This is a genomic window from Streptomyces sp. V4I23 (assembly GCF_030817975.1).
Lineage (GTDB): Bacteria > Actinomycetota > Actinomycetes > Streptomycetales > Streptomycetaceae > Streptomyces.
Genome location: NZ_JAUSZW010000004.1, coordinates 5796269 through 5818552, shown reverse-complemented (window position 1 = coordinate 5818552; position 22284 = coordinate 5796269). Strand labels below are relative to the sequence as shown.

The following is a 22284-nucleotide window of genomic DNA, read 5'->3' as shown; positions in this document are numbered from 1 at the left end:
GATGCCGAAGGCGGCGGCACGGGGCTCGGGCGCCCCGCTCGCGGTGTGGGTCCTGACCCGTACGGCGCTGCTGCTGTGCGTCCTCAAGGTGATCACGTTGCCCGGGCCCGATGTCACGAGCGACGTCTCGGTGATCTACCAGGGCTGGCACGAGGTGCTGCGCACCGGGACGTTTCCGCGGGACGACGTCACCTGGCAGTACCCGCCCGCCGCCGCGCTCGCCGTCCTCGCGCCCGGTCTCGTGCCGGGCCTCGGCTACGCCACCTCCTTCTTCGTCCTCGTCCTGGTGTGCGACCTGCTGGTCCTCGGGCTGCTGCGGTACGCGGAGAGGGGCGGGACCGAGCGGCGCGGCACCTGGGTGTGGGTGGTGGGCGTGCCCCTGCTCGGGCCGACCGCCTACGCCCGCTACGACCTGATGGTCACCGCCGTCGCCGTCGCCGCTCTGCTGGGGGCACCTCCCAGGCCGGAGGCTCTGGGGGAAGGCCGCAGCCGGCCGTGCGCCCTGGGGGCGCTCGCGGGCTTCGGCGCGCTGCTCAAGGTGTGGCCGGTGCTGCTGCTCGTGGGCGTGCCGCGCGGGCGCGCGGCGCGGCGCGCCTGGGGCACGGCGGCGGCGACGGGCGCGGGCCTGGCGCTGGCGTTCACCGCCGCCCTGCCGGGCGCACTGGACTTCCTGACGTACCAGCGCGACCGGGGCACCGAGGTCGAGTCACTGGGCGCGCTCGTCTTCCATGTCGCCCGGCACTTCGGCTGGCAGGGACAGGTGCTGCTGAACTACGGCTCGGTCGAGTTCGTCGGCCCCCATGTCCCGCTGGTCAGCGGGCTCTCGCTGGCGCTGAGCGTCCTCGCCCTCGGCTGGCTGGTGGTGTGGCGCCTGCGGGCCAGGGAGTGGGACCCGGCGACGCCGTGCGACGCCGCGTTCGCGGCCGTTCTGCTGTTCACCGTCACGAGCCGGGTGATCAGCCCGCAGTACCTGGTCTGGCTGGTGGGGCTCGCCGCGGTGTGCCTGGTGCGGCGCGAGACCCGGATGGTGCGGCCCGCGCTGCTCACACTCGCCGCGACCGCGGTCACGGCGCTGGAGTTCCCCGTGTGGTTCGCGCACGTCGTGGCGAGTGACCGCGTCGGCATCGCGCTGCTCCTCCTGCGCAACGGACTGCTGGTGGCCGCGACGCTCGTCGCCTGCCGGCGCCTGTGGCGGGCCACCGTCCCGGCCCGGCAGGCGAGGGGCGTCGCCGTCAGCCCAGGCGCTCGCGCAGATGGTTCTGCCACCGCGCGGTGAACTCGTCCGCCGTGACGCCCAGCACCTCGCCCAGGGCCCGTTCGACCGCGCCCTCCCGGTGCTCCGCCTCGCCGACGGTCCGGTAGAACTCCCTGAGCTCGTCCTCGCCCCAGCGGTCCGCGATCAGGTCGCAGGCCAGCCAGCCGCCCTCGTAGGCCCGTGCCAGGGCGTCGGCCTCCCCGCCGAACGCGAAGCCCTCGTCGTCGGGCAGGGCCCCGGGAACGTCGCCTCCGCGCACCGCGTCCCGCAGCTCGGGCGCGGTCTCCTCGGCCGTGCGGCCCGTTCCCCGGTAGGCGACCCAGTCGGCGAAGCCCTCGGAGAGCCACATCGGGGTGGCGGCCGAGGTGTCGGCGCGGGTCGCCACATGGGTGGTCTCGTGGGTGAGGACGATGCGCCGCCCGAAGTCGCCCAGCAGGCCGTACGCCTCCGGGTTGACGATCACCCGGTCGGCGGCCGAGCCGTCCTCGCGGCCCGTCTCGCCCGTGGTGACCGCGGCGATGCCCCGGTATCCGGCGGCCGGGGCGCCCAGCAGCCGGCCCATGGCCTCGACGGACGACGGGACGAGGACGACCACCCGGCCGGTCCACTTCGACGGCCAGGCGTTCCTGACGGCGGGCACGGCCCGGTCGGCGGCCGCCGCGAGCTCCCGCAGCCGCTTGTCGTCCTGGCCGACGCCGAGGACCAGGCTGTGGCTGCCCCGCACGACGCGCACGTCGCCCTGCTGCCACAGCTGCTGCGGGGCGCCCGTGCCCGGCTCGTCCGCGACCACGTACCAGCGGCCGTCGCGCTCGACGAGCTCCAGGATGCGGTCGGCCGCGACGGAGGCGCTGTCGTAGCCGTCGACGCGGTAGTGCAGCTCGGTGTCGGCGACGGCACGGTCCCCCTGATGGCGTACGCCCTTGATGCGGTACTCCCAGGAGTGGAAGGGGATGTCGGCCATGTTGGCGAACTCCCTGCCCTGCCGCTCCCGCAGGGCCGTCGCGCCGGGGTCCAGCGTCGCCAGATAGCCGGTGCGGTCCCCCTCGACGACGGCTTCGCCCCTGTCGTCCAGGGTCTGCTGGATCGCGTCCACGGTGGGGTCCACCGGCCTCTGGGCGATCGTGCAGGCGGACGCGAGCACGAGCACGGCGAGCCCGAGGCCCGCCGTGCGCCCTGCCGGTGTGCGCTGTGCGCGCCCCTGACCTGCCACCCTGCCGATCGTACGGAACGCACGCCGGAACGGTACGGGGAGTGCGGCGTCAGACCCGGGTGACCGCGTGCACGGGCATCATGCCGACGGGGTCGTAGCGCACCGTCGCGCCCGGGTAGGGGGCGTGGACCACCTGGCCGTTTCCCATATACATCCCGACGTGGCTGGCGTCGCCGCGGTAGGTGACGATGTCGCCGGGCCGCGCCTCGGACAGCGGGACGCGGCGGCCCGCGTTCGCCTGCGCCTGCGAGGTGCGCGGCAGGCCGACCCCGGCCTGTGCGTACGACCACTGCACAAGGCCCGAACAGTCGAAGCCCGAAGGGCCGTTGGCGCCCCACACATAGGGCCGGCCGACCGCACCGCGGGCGGCGAGCGCGGCGAGGGCCGCATGCGCCGAGGCGGGTGCGAGGCCCGTCAGCTCCGGCAGGGCGCCGTCGCGGCCCGCTCGCGAGGCGCGGTCGAAGTCGGCGCGCTCCTCGTCCGGCAGGGCGTTCAGCAGCCTGCGCGCCTCGGAGAGCTTGCGCTCGACGACGCGTTTGTGGCGGGCCACGGCGGATCGGCTGCGTTCCAGTTCGGCGAGGTCCCTGGCGGCCTCGGCCTGTTGCTGCCCCAGGTCGCGCTGTTCGCCGCGCAGGTCCTCCAGGGCGGCCGACTGGCGTTCGCCGACGCGGTCCAGGACGGCGGCGTGTTCGAGGTAGGTGTCCGGGTCGGCGGACAGGAACAGCTCCACCGCCGGGTCGAGTCCGCCGGAGCGGTACTGGGCGCCTGCCACGGAGCCGAGTGCCTCGCGCATGCGGTTGATGCGCTCCTGGCCGCGGGCGACGCTGTCCTGGGCTCGCGCCACGCGTTCGCGCAGCCGCTCGACCCTCTCGCCCGCCTCGTTGAAGCGCTCGGTGGCCTTCTCGGCCTCCTCGTAGAGCTGGTCGACCTCGGCCCGGGTGGCCTGGGGGGACTCCTGGGGATCGGCGCCCGCGGGCGCCGCTCCGAAGGCCGCGGCCGCCGTCGCCGCCGCGGCGGACAGGGCGGTGATCCGGGCACTCGCGGTGAGACCGGTCTGTGAGGGTCGGCGGTGGGACACCACGTGCCGCGCTCCCTTCCGCACACTTCGCAGAGCTCGAAGGACTGGGAATCTTGCGCGGCAGAGAGTAGCCGTGCGGCCCCGAGGCGGCCAACGCCGACTGCGAGCACACACAGTGACGCCCCGCCGGAGAGCACAGGTCACCGGCGGGGCGGAGTGTCAGCGGGTTATGACGGAATTCCCCCGTTCGGCCGGGTGTGAAAGCCCGTCGAACGATTCGTCATGGTTGCGCGCGGGTCAGATACGCACGCCGAACATGTACGGCATGTTGTTGATGGACTCGTACCGCACGCTGGCACCCGGCTTGGGCGCGTGCAGCACCTGCCCGTTGCCGGCGTAGAAGCCGACGTGGTGCAGGTCGCCGTAGAAGAAGACCAGGTCGCCCTGCTGGAGCTGGCTCTGCGAGGAAATGCGCGTACCGGCGCTGGCCTGGGCCTGCGAGGTGCGCGGTATGGAGACACCGGCCTGTGCGTACGCCCAGGAGGTGAGGCCGGAGCAGTCGAAGGAGCTCGGGCCGGAGGCGCCGTAGACGTACGGCGAGCCGATCTTGGACTGGGCGGCCGAGAACGCGGCGGCGGCACGCTGCGATGCGGGGACGGCGTTGCCGAGGTCGGCGCGCGCACTGGCGCGGTTGGCGCGGGTCTCGTCGGCGGCGAGCGCGGCGCGCTCGGCGGCGGTGAGGGTGTTGAGCAGCTTCTGCGCGGCGGCGAGCTTGCCCTGGACTTCCTTCTTCTTGGCGCCGAGCTCCTGACGGGTCTCCGCCAGGTCCTTGAGCTTGCCCTGGGCCTCCTGGCGCTGCTGCGCGAGCGCGCGCTGCTTGGCCTGGATCTCCTGGATCGCCTCGGTCTGCTTGGCGCCGAGCTGGTCCAGCGCGGATGCCTTCTCGAGGTAGGTGTCCGGGTCGCCGGAGAGGAAGAGCTGGACCGAGGGGTCGATGCCGCCGGAGCGGTACTGGGCGCTCGCGACCGAACCCAGGCTGTCCCGCAGGGTGTTGAGCTCTTCCTGACCGCGCGCCACCTTGTCCTGCAGCGCGTCGATCTGGTCGTCGAGCTTGTCCTGCTTCTCCTTGGCCCCGTTGTACTGCTCGGTGGCGTGCTCCGCCTCTTCGTAGAGCTTGTCGACCTTCGCCTTGACCTCGCTCTTGCTCGGCTTCGGTTCGGCATGGGCGGTCTGGGCGGTCAGCGCGACAGCGGCAGCGGCGGTCGCGGTGAGCACGGTCACACGGGTGCGGCTCGGCTGCTTGGGACGACGGTGGGACGCCACGGAGGCGAGCTCCTTCTTCCTCAGCCGCCTACCGGGCTGTGGGGGGTTCAATCCCCGGCGTCCGCACATCGGATCCCTTGGGGGAAAAGGGGCGAACTATGCGAACTCGGCGGTTCCTTCGCTGTCGTCCCGGGTGGACGATCAACCGCGCGAAGGTTCGAGGCCCGACCCTAGTGACCTTCTTGTGATCAGTTCAAATCCTCATCGGAAAAACTCGGCCGCCGCGCGCATTCTTTACTCACATCACACGCGTAGTAATGGTCACTTGACACACCGTCCCAGCAGTACCGATTCAATTCGGTCATTTGCGACGGGAGTTACGACAGCCGCGAAAGCCGCTTCAGCAACAAGACGGACGGGACCGGGCGGGCACCCGCCTTGGCCACGCCGTCGGCGACCTCGCGGTCGGTCGACACGACCACCACCGGCCGGCCCGGCGGCTCCGCGCGCACCAGCTGACGGATCAGCTCGTCCGCGGTGACCCCCGGCTTGGAGAACAGCACCCGCACCCCGCGCGGCGGCGCCAGCAGCACCGGCGCGGCCAGTTCGGCGCCGTCGAACACACAGGTGACCTCCGCGCCGGTCTGCGCGGCGAGCACCGACAGCCCGCCGAGCAGCCGCAGCCGCTGCTTCTCCAGCGGCATCGTCGGATAGCCGGTCTTGGTGACGTTGTAGCCGTCGACGACGACGTGCGCCTGGGGCAGCGCCAGCAACTGGTCCAGCAGCGCGGGGTCGGTCTCCGAGAGGGCACGGGCCGCGATGTCCTTGGGCGACATCCGCCCCGGCTCGACGGCGTCGACCGTGTCGGCGGGATGCACCCCGGCGGGCGGCAGCGCCAGCTCGCGGCGCAGCCCCTGGGCCGCGTCCAGCACGGTGTCGAGCAGCAGCCGCAGCCGCATGTCCTCGATGGAACGCCCCTCGCGGGCGGCCCGCCGCCCGGCCTCCACCGCCGCCTCGGCCTCGGCCAGGCGGGCCTTGAGCCGGCGGCTCTCGCTCTCCGCCGCCGACACCTGGGCCGCGGCCTGCGCCCTGATCGCGTCGATCTCGGCGACCGTACGGCGCAGGGCGGCCTCGCCGCGCTTCACATCGGCCTGCGCGCTGCGCAGCTTGCGCCCCAGGGAGTCGTTCTCCTTGCGGGCGCCGTCGAGCTCGGCGCGCAGCCGCTCGGTCTCGGCCCTGATCTGGCCGCGCGCCGCCGCCAGTTCCTCGCGCAGCCGCTCCAGTTCACGCCGGCCGGCCTCGTCGGCGCGCTCGGCGTCCGCACGCTGGGCCTCCTCGCCGGCCGCGGCGACGAGTTTCACCCATCCGGTGGGGCGCAGCACGTACGCGGCGGCGGCCACGTCGACCGGGTCGGCGGCGGCGGGCGGGGCTCCGGACTCCAGGGCCCGGGCGAGCTCGGGCTCCGCCTTGGCCAGCCGCTCGGCGATCCGCTGCCTGAAGAGCGTGTCGCTCTCCAGCGCGGCGGCCATCGCGTTGCCGGCGAACTTGCCCCGGCGGGTGGGGGTGAACCGGGCGTACTGCCTCAGCTGCGGCGGCAGCTCGGCGACGGTCAGGCCGCCGAACGCGTCCGAGACGAGCGCGACGACGCGGCGCCGCACCCCTTCGGGCAGCGGGCGGTCGAGCGCCTCGGCGGCGTCACCGGCCGCACCGGCCGGCTCCGCGCCACTCGCGGGCTGCTCCACGATCCGTCACCCCTACCACCCTTGCGGGCCGCTCTCCCTCAGGAAGCGGCGCCCGGCCTGTCCACCAGCTCGATCTGGTCCACCGCGTTGCACCAGCGGCAGCGGACCGACTCGATGGTCTCACTGACCACCTCGCGCTCCTCGACGGTCGGCTCGCCGGCAAGGTCCAGATGGACGTACTCGACGACCTTGGACGAGCGCGTCACGTCGAAGCGTGTGAGGTTGCCGCAGAGTGTGCAGCGCCACCTGGTCTCGGCGGTAGGCCAGGGAACCGTCGTCATCGTGCCGTCCTCTTCCGTCGTGCGGGTCCTGTGCCGCGGTGCGCCCTCGAACTGCGGATGTACTGCCTGTAACCCTACGGGCATGGGGGCACCCGATGCTCACGCGGACCGGAGCTCGAGGGAGGGCGCCGTGGTCACGGCGAGGCACTCTGTACCGTTCGGTCCCGCTACGCCATGCTCTGTCCATGATCAGTAGGTGGGGCAGGGCACGGGACATGGTCCGGGAGGCGGCGAAGGGGCCGGTCGTCACCTACGGCCTGATCGCACTGTGCTGCGCGATCTTCGTCGTCAGCCCGGTCTCCGGCCTCGACCCCTCCCACGGGCTCGGCGACGCCCTGCTCGCGGCGCAGGAGGCGTACTTCGAACGCTGGGGCGTGATCCCGGCGGACCTCCTGACCGGATCGCCCCGCGCGCTCCTGACGCCCTTCACCGCCCTGTTCATCCACGGCAGCTGGCTGCACCTGCTGGGGAACATGCTCTTCCTCTACGTCTTCGGCACGATGGCCGAAGAACGCATGGGGCGTGCGGAGTTCGCCCTCTTCTACCTGGGCGCCGGCTACGTGGCCCTGCTCGCGTACGCGGTGGCCAACGCGGAATCCGCGCAGACGCTGGTGGGCGCGTCCGGGGCGATCTCGGGAGTGCTGGGCGCGTTCCTGTTCCTGTTCCCGAAGGCGCGGGTGACGAGCCTGTACCCGTTCCTCTTCTTCCTGCCGCTGCGATTCCCGGCGTGGGCGGTGCTGATCTTCTGGTTCGTCCTTCAGTGGCTGGCGGCCCAGAAGGCGCGGCAGCGGCCCGGGGGTCGCGTACCTGGCGCACCTCGCGGGGTTCTCGGCGGGCTTCCTCTACGCCTGGGGCCGATTCCGGGGTGGGACTAGAGTGAGGACATCTGCAGCGGCCACCGAGGGAGAAAGCCAACCGTGATCACCGCGATCGTGCTCATCAAGACCAGTGTGGACCGCATCCCCGAGATCGCCGAGTCGATCGCGGCGCTGGACAGCGTCAGCGAGGTCTTCTCCGTGACCGGCACGTACGACCTGATCGCCATGGTGCGCGTGGCGAAGCACGACGACCTGGCGGACGTGATTCCGGGCCGCATCAGCAAGATCCCGGGCGTCGAGGCGACGGACACGCACGTGGCGTTCCGCACGTACTCGCAGCACGATCTGGAGGCTGCGTTCGCGATCGGCCTCGACGCGTAGCGCTTGGGGGCACCTCCCATGCCCGCAGGGCTATGGGGGAGGGCGGCGCACCCGGCTGCGCCGCCCCCTGACTCAGACCGCGGGGACGCAGCGGCCGTCCTCCGTGCGGTACGTCCACTTCGCGCCCTCGCGCACCAGCTCCCGCACCGCCCCCACGAAACGCTCCACATGCTCGTCCGGCGTGCCCGCGCCGAAGCTCACGCGGATCGCGTTCAGCGACTGCTCCCCCGGCTCCGCCTCCGGCGCACCGCACTCGCCGACCTCCTGCGGGTCGCTGCCGAGCAGCGTGCGCACCAGCGGGTGGGCGCAGAACAGGCCGTCCCGGACGCCGATCCCGTACTCCGCCGACAGCGCCGCCGCGAAGTGCGAGCTGTTCCAGCCGTCCACCACGAACGAGATGACGCCGACGCGCGGCGCGTCGTCGCCGAAGAGCGACAGGACGCGGACCTGCGGCACCTCCGCCAGCCCCTCGCGCACCTTCGCGATCAGGTGCTGCTCGCGCTCGACCAGCGTGTCGAAGCCGGCCTCCGTGAGCGCCTTGCAGGCGGACGCGATCGAGTAGACGCCGATCACGTTCGGCGAACCGGCCTCGTGGCGCGCGGCCGTCGTGTGCCACTCGACGTCCACGCCGCCGTCCGCGCGCCGCGCCACCTTCCGCGACGCGCCGCCGCCCGCCAGGTACGGCTCCGCGTCCTGGAGCCAGTCGGCGCGGCCGGCCAGCACGCCGGAACCGAACGGCGCGTACAGCTTGTGCCCCGAGAACGCGACCCAGTCGACGTCCAACTCCCGTACGGACACGAGGTGGTGGGGCGCGAGCTGGGCGGCGTCCAGCACGATGCGCGCACCGTGCGCATGGGCAGCGGCGGCGAGTTCCTTCACGGGCCACAGCTCACCGGTCACGTTCGACGCACCGGTCACGCACACCAGCGCCGGACCGTAAGGGTCGCGCTCGGCGAGCGCGTGCTCCAGCGTCCGTACCGCCTCTTCCGGGGTGCGCGGCGCATTCAGGTACGTCACGCGCGCATCACTCCACGGCAGCAGCGACGCGTGGTGCTCGGTCTCGAAGACGAAGACCTGGCAGTCGGTGGGGAGCACGGCGGCGAGCAGGTTCAGCGAGTCCGTGGTGGAGCGGGTGAAGACGACCTGGTCACCGTCCCGGCAGTCGAGGAAGGAGTGGACGGTGGCCCGGCTGTTCTCGAACAGGTCGGTGGACAGCTGCGAGAGGTATCCGGCGCCCCGGTGCACGCTGCCGTAGTAGGGGGCGTACGCGGCGACGTCGTCCCACACGCGCTGGAGCGCCGGGGCGCTGGCCGCGTAGTCGAGGGCGGCGTACGTGACCTCGCCGCCGGTCACGAGCGGGACGGTGACGTCCCGGCCGAGGACGGGCAGCGGCGCGGAGCAGCAGGGGTCGCAGTCGGCGGCGGCAGCGGCGGAGGCGGTGGCGGCGGCGGAGGCGGTGGCGGTGGCGGCGGCGGCGACAGGGCGTGCGGACATGACGGTATCTCCCGGCAGGAAAAGGCGAGTTGGCTTCGACAGGCCCCGCGACGGCGCAACAGCGCAGCTGTGCAACGGCGTACGGGGAAAGACCTCGACGCGCGGACATCCCGCACGGAGGTGTGGTGAAGAAGGGGCGGAACGCCCTATCGCATTCGCTTGCTCACGAGACAGCTCCTCGAGGACCAGGACCCCAGGGCTGGAAGGGGTCCGCGCTTGCCACAGACCTCGCTGCCTGCGGCCTGGTCTTCACCCGGGGCACCCCGCCACGGACGGAGGGTTGCCGGACAGCGGGCCGGGGCCGTAATCGCTGTCACTCATGACCTTGGAGAGCATCCTGCCATACGTCTCGGATGGCGCAAGGCCGCGGTCCGCATAGTGGACCGCGCCCTTGCCGGACTCACCCGTGGTGCGTCGTTCCGCCGGACGTCACGCGTTGCTCGCCGTCACCCAGCGCTCCAGCGCCGCCCGCGCCGCGCCCGAGTCGATCGACTGCGCCGCCCGCGCGATACCGGCCGCCAGCTGTTCGTTCAGCGTGCCGTCGGTCGGCTCCAGCGCCGCCAGCGCTGCCGCCGAGTTGAGCAGGACGGCGTCCCGCACCGGGCCGGTCTCGCCGCCGAGCAGGCGGCGCGCCACGTCGGCGTTGTACGAGGCGTCGGCGCCGCGCAGGGCCTCCACGGGCACCAGGTCGATACCGAGGTCCCGCGGGTCGAACGCCTCCTCGGTCACCTCGCCGTCCCGGACCCTCCACACGCGGGACGTCGCGGTCGTGGTGAGCTCGTCCAGCCCGTCGTCGCCGCGGAACACCAGCGCGGAGGAGCCGCGCTCGGCGAGGACGCCGGCGACGATGGGCGCCATCCGGGCGTCGGCGACGCCGGTGGCCTGGGCCCTGACCTTGGCCGGGTTGGTGAGCGGGCCCAGGAAGTTGAAGACGGTGCGGATGCCGAGTTCCTTGCGGGCCATGGCGACATGGCGCAGTGCCGGGTGGAACTTCACCGCGAAGCAGAAGGTGATCCCGGCCTCCTCGGCGACCTCGGCCACGCGCTGCGGGGTCAGCTCCAGATTGACGCCGAGCTTCTCCAGGACGTCCGAGGCCCCGCTCGCCGACGAGGCGGCCCGGTTGCCGTGCTTGACCACCTTCGCGCCCGTACCGGCGACGACGATCGCGGACATGGTGGAGATGTTGACCGTCTTCGCGCCGTCGCCGCCGGTGCCGACGATGTCGACACTGGGGCCGGGGACCTCGATGAGGTTGGCGTGCTCGTACATGGTCCGTACGAGGCCCGAGATCTCCTCGACGGTCTCGCCCTTGGCCCGCAGGGCCACCGCGAAGCCGGCGATCTGCGCGTCGGTGGCCTCGCCGCTGAGGATGCGGTCCATGGCCCACGCGGTGGCGTCGGCACTCTGGTCGCGGTTGTCGAGGAGGGCGTTCAGCACGCTCGGCCAGGAGTGGGCCGCCACGCTGTCGCCGCCAACCGGGGTCACAACGTTCATGGTCCACTCCTGGGTCCACAAGCCGATAAGGATGGCACCCACCCTATCCAGCCCCGGGGCACAGCGAAGGGCCCCGTCCATTCGATGGACGGGGCCCGCGCTGTGGCGACCGACAGGTCAGGTGATCAGTGGTGGCCGTGGCCGCTGGTGATCTCCTTGTACTCGTCGACCGTGGGCTTGGCGACCTGGTTGTCGCCGCCGTAGTAGCCCTTGCTGAGCTTGACGCGCAGCTTCTCCATACGGCCGATCTTGCGGCGCACACCGTTCTCGTCGACCGTCGGGCCGATCTCGGCGGGCTTGTACTGCTCGTGCGCGGTCAGCTTGTACCGGTCGGCCTGCGACAGCGGCTCGTGGATCTCGACGAACTCACCGTGCGGCAGGCGCTTGATGATGCCGGACTCGCGTCCGTGCAGCACCTTCTCCTTGTCACGCCGCTGCAGACCCAGGCAGATCCGCTTCGTGATGATGAAGGCGAGAACCGGTCCGACGAAGTAGGTGATCCGGACGAACCAGGTGATCGAGTTGATCGACAGGTGGAAGTGCGTGGCGAAGATGTCGTTTCCACCGCCGAGCAGCATGATCACATAGCCGGTGACCCAGGCGACGCCCAGGGCGGTACGGGTCGGCGCGTTGCGCGGGCGGTCCAGGATGTGGTGCTCGCGCTTGTCGCCGGTGATCCAGGACTCGATGAACGGGTAGACGGCGATCGCCCCGAGGACCAGACCGAAGAGGACCAGCGGGATGAACACGCCCAGGACGAGCGTGTGACCCCACAGGTTGATCTCCCAGCCCGGCATCACACGGATCAGACCCTCGGCGAAGCCCATGTACCAGTCGGGCTGGGCACCGGTGGACACCTGGTCCGGGCGGTACGGGCCGAGCGCCCACACCGGGTTGATCGTGAACAGGCCGGCGATGATCGCGATGACACCGAAGACCAGGAAGAAGAAGCCTCCGGCCTTGGCCATGTACACCGGCAGCAGGGGCATGCCGACGACGTTCTTGTTCGTGCGGCCGGGGCCCGCGAACTGCGTGTGCTTGTGGTAGAAGACCAGGATCAGGTGCGCCACCACGAGGCCGAGCATGATGCCCGGCAGCAGCAGGATGTGGATCGAGTAGAACCGGGCCACCATGTCGTGGCCGGGGAACTCGCCGCCGAACAGGAACATCGAGATGTACGTGCCGACGATCGGCGTGGACAGGATCGCGCCCTGCGTGAAGCGGACACCGGTGCCGGAGAGCAGGTCGTCGGGCAGCGAGTAACCGGTGAAACCGGTGAACATGCCGAGGACGAACAGCAGGAAGCCGAACAGCCAGTTGATCTCACGCGGCTTGCGGAACGCGCCGGTGAAGAACACGCGCATCATGTGCACGAACATGGCGGCGAGGAAGATCAGCGCGGCCCAGTGGTGGATCTGCCGGATGAGCAGACCACCGCGGACGTCGAAGCTGATGTCCAGGGTCGAGGCGTACGCCTCTGTCATGCGGATGCCCTGCATCGGCACGTACGAGCCGTGGTACTCGATCTCGTTCATGCTCGGGTGGAAGAACAGCGTCAGGTACACACCCGTGAGGATGATGATGATGAAGCTGTAGAGCGCGATCTCACCCAGCATGAAGGACCAGTGGTCCGGGAAGATCTTCCGCATGTTGGCCTTGGCCAGGGAGTAGATCCCGAGCCGGCCGTCCGCCCAGTCGGCCACCCGCTCGCCGGCGGGCGCCTTCTTCTGCGTATCCGTCTGTGTACTCATCCGCGCTCCCAGAAGGCAGGACCGACAGGCTCTTCGAAGTCGCCGAGCGCCTCGAGGTTGCCCTCGGCGTTCACACCGATCCGCAGCTGCGGAAGGGGGTGACCGGCCGGGCCGAAGATGACGCGGGCGCCGTCGGAGAGGTCGAAGGTGGACTGGTGGCACGGGCAGAGGACGTGGTGCGTCTGCTGCTCGTACAGGCTGACCGGGCAGCCGACGTGGGTGCAGATCTTCGAGTAGGCGACGATGCCGTCGTGCGACCACTCGAGCTCGCGCTTGTCCTTGATGTCCTCCGGCTGAATGCGGACGAGCATCAGGGCGGCCTTGGCGATCTCGGTGTTGAACTCGTGGTCGCTCTCCTCCAGGCCCTCGGGCATGGCGAAGGTCAGCGACCCGACCGCGACGTCCTCGGGACGGAGCGGCTCGTTCGTGTTCATGTTGATGAGGGTCTTGCCCTTGGCCCACAGCGTGTGGCGGAGCTTGTCCTCGGGCAGCGGGCCGAGCTCGCGCAGCAGCACCACACCGGAGAGCGGCACCATGGCCAGCGCGCCGAACATGGTGTTGCGGATCAGCTTGCGGCGGCCGATCGCGGACTCACGCGCACCGTCGGCGAAGTCCGACATGACCTTGGCCTTGACCTCGGGCGCGGCCTCGATCGCGTGCCGGTCGTCGGCGACCTCGACGTCGGACATCAGGGTGCGCGCCCAGTGCACGGCGCCGGCGCCGATGCAGAAGAGCGCGAGACCCAGGGTCACACCCAGCGCGAAGTTCAGCGCGCTGATGTGACCGAGCGGCCAGATGTAGACGATCGTCTTGACGTCGAAGATCACGAACGAGGCGATGAAGCCGATCGTGGAGAGCATCGACAGCGTGAACAGGAAGGCGACGGTGCGCTCGGAGCGCTTGGCCGCACGCTCGTCGATGTCCTGGACGCGCGGCTTGTGGGCCGGCAGTCCGGGGTCGGCGAACGGGTCCTCGTCACGCTGTGCGACGGCCGTGCCGCCTCCGTGAGCCGCGTCGTGCGCGGTGCCCTGCCCTGCCGGCAGGTTCTCTTCTGAATTCTCTTGGCTACTCATGACTTCTTGGCCTTAGCGGTGTGGGCCGCAACCCAGACGGCAACAGCGATCAGCGAACCCAGACCGAAGATCCAGCCGAACAGACCCTCGCTCACGGGGCCGAGGCCACCGAGGGCGAAGCCGCCGGGGGTCGGGGTCTCGTCACCGTTCACGGAGTTGACGTACGCGATGATGTCCCGCTTCTGCTGCTGGGGCATCGTGGTGTCGGGGAAGGACGGCATGTTCTGCGGGCCGGTCTGCATGGCCTCGTAGAGATGCTTCGCGCTGACGCCTTCGAGGCTCGGGGCGTACTTGCCGTCGGTCAGGGCGCCGCCCTCACCGGTGAAGTTGTGGCACTGCGCACAGTTGGTGCGGAACAGATCGCCACCCTTGGCGATGTCCGCGCCCTCGGGGCTGTAGTCCTTCTCGGTCGGCGTGATCGGGCCGGCACCCAGGGAGGCGACGTACGCAGCGAGCTGGTCGATCTCCTTCTGGGTGTAGATGACCTTCTTCTTCGGCACCTGCGCGCCGGGCTGCTGGGCGGGCATGCGTCCGGTGCCGACCTGGAAGTCGACAGCGGCGGAGCCGACGCCGACCAGAGGCGGGCCGTCGGAGGTGCCCTGACCGCCGGTTCCGTGGCAGCTGGCGCAGCCGACGGTGTAGAGCTTCTGGCCCTCCTTGATGGCGAGGGACTGGGCGGTTACATCGGCCTGCGCCTTGTCCGCGGGTGCGAACGCGGCGTACAGCCCCCCAGTGGCCGCCAGCGCGAGGAGTAGGACGACGACCGCCGCCAGCGGATGGCGTCGTCGTGCGGAGAGCTTTTTCACGGATTACCCCGGTGTCAGGATCTTCTGCGTCGATGCTTCTGGACTATGTCTGCTTCAGGCGGCTTCCGCTCGGTGCGTGCCGCCCGCGCCGATTACTTGATCATGTAGATCGTGGCGAAGAGGCCGATCCAGACGACATCGACGAAGTGCCAGTAGTAGGACACGACGATGGCGGCGGTTGCCTGCTCGTGGGTGAATCTCCTGGCCGCGTACGTCCTGCCGAGAACCAGCAGGAAGGCGATGAGACCGCCCGTCACGTGGAGGCCGTGGAAGCCGGTGGTCAGGTAGAACACGGAGCCGTACGGGTCGGACGAGAGGGAGAGCCCCTCGTGCTTGACCAGCTCCGTGTACTCGAAGACCTGACCGCCGATGAAGATCGCACCCATCACGAAGGTGATCACGAACCAGGTGCGGAGCTTCTTCACGTCGCCGCGCTCGGCGGCGAAGACGCCGAGCTGGCACGTGAGGGAGGAGAGCACCAGGATCGTGGTGTTCGTCGCCGAGAACGGGAAGTTCAGCGCATCGGCTTTCTCTGCCCAGAACTCGGCACCCGTCACCGATCGCAGGGTGAAGTACATCGCGAAGAGGGCCGCGAAGAACATCAGCTCGGAACTCAGCCAGATGATGGTTCCGACGCTGGTGAGGTTCGGCCGATTGACCGACGGGTGCGCGTGCCCGGTTTCTACTGTCGTTGCTGTCGCCACGCCGACATTATGTCGGTCGCTTATCCCGCCCTCACTCCGGGGGGTGCCGTTCGGTGTGTCAGTGGCACTTGTCCAGCCCGAACGGCCCATCGAAGCCATGTCCGAACCGGTGTTGACAGCCAGTCGGGAGGAGTAGCATCCGCGCCACAAGCTCTGTTCGTACGAGGCGGAGGAACCATGCAGTCGAGCGCCACGGTCCTGGTCTACAGCGACGATGCCAATACCCGCGAGCAGGTCAGGTTGGCAACGGGTCGCAGGCCGGCCGCCGACGTGCCGCCGGTGCGGTTCGTGGAGTGCGCGACCATGCCCGCCGTGCTCAAGGCGCTCGACGAGGGCGGCATCGACGTGTGCGTGCTGGACGGCGAGGCCGTTCCCGCGGGCGGCATGGGCGTGTGCCGGCAGATCAAGGACGAGATCTTCGACTGCCCGCCCGTGCTGCTGCTCATCGGCCGCCCGCAGGACGCCTGGCTGGCGACCTGGAGCCGCGCTGAGGCGGCGGTGACGCTCCCGGTGGAGCCGGTGGAGTTCGCCGAGGCGCTGGCGTCGCTGCTGCGCCGCCGGCTCTCCCACCACGCCGCCTGAGCGGGCCGCCGGCGCCGCCCGAGCTCCGGACGCAGAACGGGACCACCTTCTAGACAGCCGGCCTGAGGCGGGCGGCTACGGCGGCGCTGCCGGTCTCCTGGGGCGTGCCACCGGTCAGGGCGCTGCCCTCGCGCCACTTGTCCCAGGACAGGTTCCAGTCGCCGAAGCCGTTCCCGAAGGTGTCCATTATGTCGCCGTAGCTGTTGACGACCTCGACGATGTCGCCCTCCCGGACCGTATTGAAGAACCAGGCGGCGTTGGCGGTGGACATCCCGGTGCAGCCGTGGCTGACGTTGGCGAAGCCCTGTGATCCGACGGACCAGGGCGCCGCGTGGACGTATTCACCGCTCCAGGTGACGCGGGTCGCCCAGTAGACGGGCAGGTCGTACGACTCCGAGCTGCCATCGGCGATGCCGATGGTGGTGCTGCGCATCCGGACGAACGACTCCTTGCCGAGCACGACCTTGATGCCGTTGCGCGTGGCGAAGCCGGGCTTGCCGGTGGTCACCGGCATGGTATTGATCACTTCTCCGTTGCGCTTGACCACCATGGAGTGCGACGCGGCGTCGGTTATGGCCTCGATGCGGTCGCCGATGGTGAGCCTCAGCGGCTCGGAGCGGCCGCCGTAGATCTTGTTCTCGACCTTCACCCCCGCGAGGTTGCTGGTCGCGTTGACGACCGTTCCTGTGGGCCAGTAATCCTTCGGGCGGTAGTGGAGCGTCTTGTCGTCCACCCAGTACCAGGAGCCCTCCACGGCGGGCTTGGAGCTGACCTTCAGGGCGCGTTCGACGACCCGCCTCGCCTCGTTGCCCTTGACGGCCGTGCTGAGCTTGGCGGTGACCGGCTGGCCCACGCCGTACGTGCCCGACTTCGGGCCGAACTCGGCGGTCAGGAAGCGTTTGGCGGGCTTCGTCTCGAAGGTGAGCACACGCAGGCCGGGCGCGCCGTCCTCGTCCTCCGTGGCGACCCGCATCGTGTAGCGGGCGCCGGCGGCGAGGGGCGCGGTGGAGCGCCAGCGCAGGCCGTCGGCGGCGAGTTCTCCGGCGAGGTAGCGCCGGGCGTCGTCGGTGACGGTGACGTCGGTGATGCGGCCGGTGCGGCTCTTGGTGGTGACCTCGAGGGGCTTGTCGGGGTCCACCTTGTGGTCCCCGGCGTCGGCGTTGAAGCTGACCTGCCGCGCCGCGTCGTAGGGCTGTGCGGCGAGGGGATGGCCGTCGGGCTCGCCGCACGCTGTCGCGACCACCCCGAGGGTCACGACCACCAGAGTGCAGCTGAGAACGGTGCGGAAGTGCGGCGTGTGGTTCATGAGCACACGCTATGAACGCTTGTCACCAGCGGCGCGCTGGATGACTCCAAACGAGGGGCCCGGATCCGCCTCCTTTGGAGTGAAGGGGATCCGGGCCCGACGTGTCGCGCTTGACGCGGCGTTACTGGTTCTGACTCTCGCCGCGGTAGTACTCGAACACCCAGCCGAAGACGCCGATCAGGATCAGCGGCAGGGAGAAGTACAGGAGCCACCAGCCGATGGCGACGCCAAGGAAGGCGAGCGCACCGCCGATCGCCAGCGAGAGCGGCTGCCAGCTGTGCGGGGAGAAGAAGCCCACCTCGCCGGCCTCGTCGGCCACATCGGCTTCCTTGTTGTCCTGGGCCATGGCGTCCACCCGCCTGGCCGTGAAGGCCAGGTAGTAGCCGATCATGACGCTCAGGCCGAAGGCCAGGAAGAGCGCGGTGGTTCCGGCAGGCTCCTTCGACCACACGCCGTACAGGACGGCCATGGCCAGGATGAAGACGCTCAGCCAGAGGAACATCTTGCCCTGGATCTTCACTTGCTCTCCTCCTTGCCACCGGCCGTCACGCCGGCCGGGATGCCGCCGTGCTCGAGCTGGTCGAGAGCCGCGATCTCCGGGTGGTGCAGGTCGAACGCGGGAGATTCGCTGCGGATGCGCGGCAGCGTGAGGAAGTTGTGCCGCGGCGGCGGGCAGGACGTGGCCCACTCCAGCGAACGGCCGTAGCCCCAGGGGTCGTCGACCTCGATCTGCTTGCCGTACTTCGCCGTCTTCCAGACGTTGTACATGAAGGGCAGGATCGACAGGCCCAGCAGGAACGAGCTGATCGTGGAGATCGTGTTCAGCGCGGTGAAGCCGTCGGCGGCGAGGTAGTCCGCGTAACGCCGCGGCATGCCCTCGGCACCGAGCCAGTGCTGCACCAGGAACGTGCCGTGGAAGCCGATGAACAGCGTCCAGAACGTGATCTTGCCGAGCCGCTCGTCCAGCATCTTGCCCGTGAACTTCGGCCACCAGAAGTGGAATCCGGCGAACATCGCGAAGACCACGGTGCCGAAGACGACGTAGTGGAAGTGCGCGACGACGAAGTACGAGTCGGAGACGTGGAAGTCCATCGGCGGGGAAGCCAGGATGACGCCGGTCAGACCACCGAAGGTGAAGGTGACCAGGAAGCCGATCGTCCAGAGCATCGGAGTCTCGAAGGACAGCGAGCCCTTCCACATCGTGCCGATCCAGTTGAAGAACTTCACACCGGTCGGGACCGCGATGAGGAACGTCATGAAGGAGAAGAACGGCAACAGCACGCCGCCGGTGACGTACATGTGGTGCGCCCACACCGTCACGGACAGACCGGCGATCGCGATGGTCGCGCCGACCAGACCGATGTAACCGAACATCGGCTTGCGGGAGAAGACCGGGATGATCTCCGAGACGATGCCGAAGAACGGCAGGGCGATGATGTACACCTCGGGGTGGCCGAAGAACCAGAAGAGGTGCTGCCACAGCAGGGCGCCGCCGTTGGAGGCGTCGAAGATGTGCGATCCGAACTTGCGGTCCGCCTCCAGGGCGAACAGCGCGGCCGCCAGGACCGGGAAGGCGAGCAGGACCAGCACACCGGTCAGCAGCACGTTCCAGGTGAAGATCGGCATCCGGAACATCGTCATGCCGGGAGCACGCATGCAGATGATCGTGGTGATGAAGTTGACCGAGCCGAGGATCGTGCCGAAGCCGGAGAAGGCCAGGCCCATGATCCACATGTCGGCGCCGACGCCCGGCGAGCGGACGGCGTCCGACAGCGGGGAGTAGGCGAACCAGCCGAAGTCGGCCGCACCCTGCGGGGTGAGGAAGCCGGCCACCGCGATCAGCGAACCGAAGAGGTACAGCCAGTACGCGAACATGTTCAGCCGCGGGAACGCCACGTCGGGCGCGCCGATCTGCAGCGGCATGATCCAGTTCGCGAATCCGGCGAACAGCGGCGTCGCGAACATCAGCAGCATGATCGTGCCGTGCATCGTGAACGCCTGGTTGAACTGCTCGTTCGACATGATCTGCGTGCCGGGACGGGCCAGTTCGGCGCGCATGAAGAGCGCCATCAGGCCACCGATGCAGAAGAAGACGAACGAGGTGACGAGGTAGAGCGTGCCGATCGTCTTGTGGTCGGTGGTCGTCAGCCACTTCACGACGACGTTGCCGGGCTGCTTGCGCCGGACCGGCAGCTCGTTCTCGTACGAGTCTTCATCTGCCGCGGCGGCACCCTGGGGTTCGTTGAGGATGCTCACAGTTGGTTCTTCTCCGCATTCCTGGCCGGGTCCGTCTGCTCAATGCCCGACGGGATGAAGCCGGTCTGCCCCTTCTCGGCAAGCTCCTTCAGGTGCTGCTGGTAGCGCTCCGGGGAGACGACCTTGACGTTGAAGAGCATCCGGGAGTGGTCGACGCCGCAGAGCTCGGCGCACTTGCCCAGGAAGGTGCCCTCCCTGTTCGGGGTGACCTCGAAGACGTTGGTGTGGCCGGGGATGACGTCCTGCTTGAACAGGAAGGGGACCACCCAGAAGGAGTGGATGACGTCGCGAGAGGTCAGGATGAACCGGACCTTCTCCCCCTCGGGGAGCCACAGCGTCGGGCCCGGGTTGCCCGTCTGCGGGTTCCGGGTGCCGGGGATACCGGCGTCGTAGACGCCCTCGGCACCCTCGGGGAAGCTCTCCTGGTACTTGTCCGGAACGGCGTCGAGCTCCTTGGGGACCTCGACTCCGGTCTTGGCGTCGCCGTCGACGTTCTCGACGTAGTTGAAGCCCCAGCTCCACTGGTAGCCGACCACGTTGATGGTGTGGGCGGGCTTTTCCGAGAGGGCGAGCAGCTTCGACTCGTCACGCGCGGTGAAGTAGAAGAGCACCGAAACGATGATGATCGGGACCACGGTGTACAGCGCCTCGATCGGCATGTTGTACCGGGTCTGCGGGGGGACCTCCACCTTGGTGCGGCTGCGCCGGTGGAAGAACATGCTCCACAGGATCAGTCCCCACACCAGCACGCCCGTGGCGAGCGCTGCCGCCCACGAGCCCTGCCAGAGGGAGAGGATCCGCGGGGCCTCCTCCGTCACCGGGGTGGGCATGCCCAGCCGGGGGAAGTCCTCCCAGTTGTATGAGCAACCGGAGGCGGTAGCCAGGATCAGGCCCGCAGTCAGCACCTGCGGCAGCTTCCGCCGCATCGGGCGCCGCGACGTGGGGGTACCACCCGCGCCTTGGCTGCGGGGGAGGTCGGAGCCGTTGGGACTCACGTAGCGCCTTCCCGAGAGTCTCGGCCCGCGCGACCGGCTGCGGCCGTCTCGCTGGTCGGTCGCCGGCCCTGACGCGGGCAGGGGTTTGGATGTTTATGCGGACCAAACCCTACTGGACGCCATTTGGGGTCGCGCGGGGAGGGTGCCCAACGCGCCGTCCGACACCCCGAAGGGATGGAAAGCCCAGCCCGGAGGCCCGGAATGCCCCGCTCCGGCCCCCATCTGACGTCCCCTCTCCTGTCCGGAGTTAGCGTGAGTACGTGCCCTACTTCGATGCCGCATCCTCCGCCCCCCTGCACCCCGTCGCACGGCAGGCCCTGCAGGCCTCGCTCGACGAGGGCTGGGCCGACCCGGCCCGGCTCTACCGCGAAGGGCGGCGGGCGAGGCTGCTCCTGGACGCCGCCCGGGAGGCGGCCGCGGAGGCCGCCGGATGCCGCCCGGACGAGATCGTCTTCACTCCATCGGGGACGCACGCGCTGCACTCCGGGATCTCCGGCGCGCTCGCCGCGCGTCGGCGTGTCGGCCGCCACCTCGTGGTGTCCTCCGTCGAGCACTCCGCCGTGCTCCACTCGGCGGCCTCGTGGGAGTCGGCGGGCGGATCGGTGACGGAGGTGAGGGTGGACCGGCTCGGCTCGGTGTCCGCCGACGAGTTCGCCGCCGCCCTCGGCGCCGGGACGGCACTGGCCTGTCTCCAGTCCGCCAATCACGAGGTGGGCACCGAACAGCCGGTCGGCGCGGTGGCCGGCGCCTGCCGGGACGCGGGCGTGCCGCTGCTGGTGGACGCGGCGCAGTCCCTGCCGTGGGGGCCCGTGGAGGGCGACTGGTCGCTGCTGGCCGCGAGCGCGCACAAGTGGGGCGGGCCGGCGGGGGTCGGGCTGCTCGCGGTGCGCAAGGGTGTCCGGTTCGCCCCGCAAGGTCCCGCCGACGAGCGGGAGTCGGGGCGCGCGCCGGGCTTCGAGAACATCCCGGCGATCGTGGCGGCGGCGGCGTCGCTGCGCGCGGTCCGCGCGGAGGCGGCGGAGCAGGCCGTACGCCTGCGGGCCCTGGTGGACCTGATCCGCACCCGGGTGCCGGAGCTCGTGCCCGACGTGGAGGTGGTGGGCGACCCGGTAGCGCGGCTCCCCCATCTGGTGACCTTCTCCTGTCTCTATGTCGACGGGGAGACTCTGCTGCACGAGCTGGACCGGGCGGGTTACTCGGTGTCGTCCGGTTCGTCGTGCACGAGCAGCACGCTGACACCGAGCCATGTGCTGCGGGCGATGGGGGTGCTGTCGGAGGGGAACGTCCGGGTGTCGCTGCCGCTCGGTACGACGTCCGAGGAGGTGGACGGCTTCCTGGAGGTGCTGCCGCGGGTGGTGTCGTCGGTCCGCGAGCGGCTCGGCGCGCCGGTGCCCTCGGCGGTGGAGCCGTCCGGCTCGGACGCGTCGCTCGTCGTGGACGCGCTGGGCAGAAGGTGCCCCATCCCGGTCATCGAACTGGCGAAGGTGATCGGCGACGTGCCGGTCGGCGCGACGGTGACGGTGCTCTCGGACGACGAGGCGGCCCGGCTGGACATCCCGGCGTGGTGCGGGATGCGGGGCCAGGAGTACGTGGGGGAACGGGAGGCGGAGCGGGGCGTGGCGTACGTGGTGCGGCGTCTGTCGTAGCACGGCGGCGGGGCGCCTGCGGCGGGCTGTTCCCTGCCCTCCCCCTGCGCCTGGCGGCGTGGGGACTCCCACTCCCCGAAACCGGGGCAAGCCCCGCACCCCGTACCGCGCGGTGTCCTCAATCGCCGGACAGGCTGATGCAGCCTCGCCGGGGCACCTCCCACGGCCGCCAGGCCGTAGGAGGAGATCGAGGCGCTGGGGTCCCCACG

19 protein-coding genes, 1 pseudogene and 1 riboswitch are annotated in these 22284 nt (G+C 70.1%); of the genes and pseudogenes, 5 read left to right on the top strand and 15 right to left on the bottom strand.

Annotation, left to right across the window (positions count from 1 at the left end):
- The first annotated feature begins 1 nt into the window (after position 1).
- Complete coding sequence (locus QFZ82_RS28745; RefSeq protein WP_307715910.1) at positions 2-1276, top strand: glycosyltransferase 87 family protein; 1275 nt, start codon at positions 2-4, stop codon at positions 1274-1276.
- Here the strand turns inward: QFZ82_RS28745 and QFZ82_RS28740 are convergent.
- From QFZ82_RS28740 to QFZ82_RS28720, 5 genes are all read right to left on the bottom strand, one after another.
- Entirely contained in the window at positions 1233-2465 is a 1233-nt protein-coding gene (locus QFZ82_RS28740) for a hypothetical protein (protein WP_307715909.1), read from the bottom strand. The two genes, QFZ82_RS28745 and QFZ82_RS28740, sit on opposite strands and share 44 nt — an antisense overlap.
- Before the next feature lie 49 nt (positions 2466-2514).
- Positions 2515-3546, bottom strand: a complete 1032-nt coding sequence (locus QFZ82_RS28735) for an NlpC/P60 family protein (protein ID WP_307715908.1) — start codon at positions 3544-3546, stop codon at positions 2515-2517.
- Between the two features lie 234 nt (positions 3547-3780).
- A complete protein-coding gene (locus QFZ82_RS28730) occupies positions 3781-4806 on the bottom strand; it encodes an NlpC/P60 family protein (protein ID WP_307715907.1) in 1026 nt (341 codons plus the stop codon).
- A gap of 317 nt (positions 4807-5123) precedes the next feature.
- Positions 5124-6488, bottom strand: a complete 1365-nt coding sequence (locus QFZ82_RS28725) for an NYN domain-containing protein (RefSeq protein WP_307715906.1) — start codon at positions 6486-6488, stop codon at positions 5124-5126.
- Between the two features lie 38 nt (positions 6489-6526).
- Complete coding sequence (locus QFZ82_RS28720) at positions 6527-6769, bottom strand: hypothetical protein (RefSeq protein WP_177152820.1); 243 nt, start codon at positions 6767-6769, stop codon at positions 6527-6529.
- Positions 6770-6954: 185 nt separating this feature from the next.
- Between QFZ82_RS28720 and QFZ82_RS28715 the strand changes: the two are divergent.
- Positions 6955-7690 (top strand): annotated as a pseudogene (locus QFZ82_RS28715) (rhomboid family intramembrane serine protease).
- The gene (locus tag QFZ82_RS28710; protein WP_031069742.1) at positions 7687-7968 is read left to right on the top strand and encodes an Lrp/AsnC family transcriptional regulator; all 282 of its coding nucleotides are present in this window, start codon (positions 7687-7689) and stop codon (positions 7966-7968) included. Before QFZ82_RS28715 ends, QFZ82_RS28710 begins: the two are co-directional and overlap by 4 nt.
- A gap of 72 nt (positions 7969-8040) precedes the next feature.
- Here QFZ82_RS28710 and QFZ82_RS28705 read toward each other — a convergent pair whose 3' ends face one another.
- From QFZ82_RS28705 to QFZ82_RS28680, 6 genes are all read right to left on the bottom strand, one after another.
- Positions 8041-9462 carry an aminotransferase class V-fold PLP-dependent enzyme gene (locus QFZ82_RS28705; protein ID WP_307715905.1) on the bottom strand — a complete coding sequence of 474 codons (1422 nt, stop codon included), beginning with the start codon at positions 9460-9462 and terminating at the stop codon, positions 8041-8043.
- A gap of 207 nt (positions 9463-9669) precedes the next feature.
- Positions 9670-9787, bottom strand: a riboswitch (SAM riboswitch).
- Between the two features lie 104 nt (positions 9788-9891).
- Positions 9892-10956 carry an anthranilate phosphoribosyltransferase gene (gene trpD, locus QFZ82_RS28700; RefSeq protein ID WP_307715904.1) on the bottom strand — a complete coding sequence of 355 codons (1065 nt, stop codon included), beginning with the start codon at positions 10954-10956 and terminating at the stop codon, positions 9892-9894.
- Positions 10957-11081: 125 nt separating this feature from the next.
- Positions 11082-12707, bottom strand: coding sequence for a cytochrome bc complex cytochrome b subunit (locus QFZ82_RS28695; protein ID WP_307715903.1), 1626 nt, complete (start codon positions 12705-12707; stop codon positions 11082-11084).
- A complete protein-coding gene (locus tag QFZ82_RS28690) occupies positions 12704-13780 on the bottom strand; it encodes a ubiquinol-cytochrome c reductase iron-sulfur subunit (RefSeq protein WP_307715902.1) in 1077 nt (358 codons plus the stop codon). The genes QFZ82_RS28695 and QFZ82_RS28690 overlap by 4 nt, the downstream gene beginning before the upstream one ends.
- Positions 13777-14586 (bottom strand): c-type cytochrome, encoded by an 810-nt coding sequence (locus QFZ82_RS28685; protein WP_307715901.1) that lies wholly within the window; start codon positions 14584-14586, stop codon positions 13777-13779. Before QFZ82_RS28685 ends, QFZ82_RS28690 begins: the two co-directional genes overlap by 4 nt.
- 92 nt (positions 14587-14678) lie before the next feature.
- Complete coding sequence (locus QFZ82_RS28680) at positions 14679-15290, bottom strand: heme-copper oxidase subunit III (protein ID WP_177152828.1); 612 nt, start codon at positions 15288-15290, stop codon at positions 14679-14681.
- A gap of 177 nt (positions 15291-15467) precedes the next feature.
- On the opposite strand from QFZ82_RS28680, the gene QFZ82_RS28675 reads away from it, so the two are divergent.
- A complete protein-coding gene (locus QFZ82_RS28675) occupies positions 15468-15872 on the top strand; it encodes a hypothetical protein (protein ID WP_307715900.1) in 405 nt (134 codons plus the stop codon).
- Positions 15873-15921: 49 nt separating this feature from the next.
- Here the strand turns inward: QFZ82_RS28675 and QFZ82_RS28670 are convergent, their stop codons facing one another.
- The 4 genes from QFZ82_RS28670 to coxB form a co-directional block, all read right to left on the bottom strand.
- Complete coding sequence (locus tag QFZ82_RS28670; RefSeq protein ID WP_307715899.1) at positions 15922-17178, bottom strand: Ig-like domain-containing protein; 1257 nt, start codon at positions 17176-17178, stop codon at positions 15922-15924.
- A 121-nt stretch (positions 17179-17299) separates the two neighbouring features.
- Positions 17300-17698, bottom strand: coding sequence for a cytochrome c oxidase subunit 4 (locus tag QFZ82_RS28665; protein ID WP_177152831.1), 399 nt, complete (start codon positions 17696-17698; stop codon positions 17300-17302).
- Complete coding sequence (ctaD, locus tag QFZ82_RS28660) at positions 17695-19434, bottom strand: cytochrome c oxidase subunit I (RefSeq protein WP_307715898.1); 1740 nt, start codon at positions 19432-19434, stop codon at positions 17695-17697. The genes QFZ82_RS28665 and ctaD overlap by 4 nt, the downstream gene beginning before the upstream one ends.
- Positions 19431-20429: a cytochrome c oxidase subunit II gene (gene coxB, locus QFZ82_RS28655; protein ID WP_373429337.1), complete on the bottom strand. Its 999-nt coding sequence runs from the start codon at positions 20427-20429 to the stop codon at positions 19431-19433. The genes ctaD and coxB overlap by 4 nt, the downstream gene beginning before the upstream one ends.
- Before the next feature lie 260 nt (positions 20430-20689).
- Between coxB and QFZ82_RS28650 the strand changes: the two genes are divergently transcribed.
- Positions 20690-22075 (top strand): cysteine desulfurase/sulfurtransferase TusA family protein, encoded by a 1386-nt coding sequence (locus tag QFZ82_RS28650; protein WP_307715897.1) that lies wholly within the window; start codon positions 20690-20692, stop codon positions 22073-22075.
- Positions 22076-22284 lie beyond the last annotated feature (209 nt).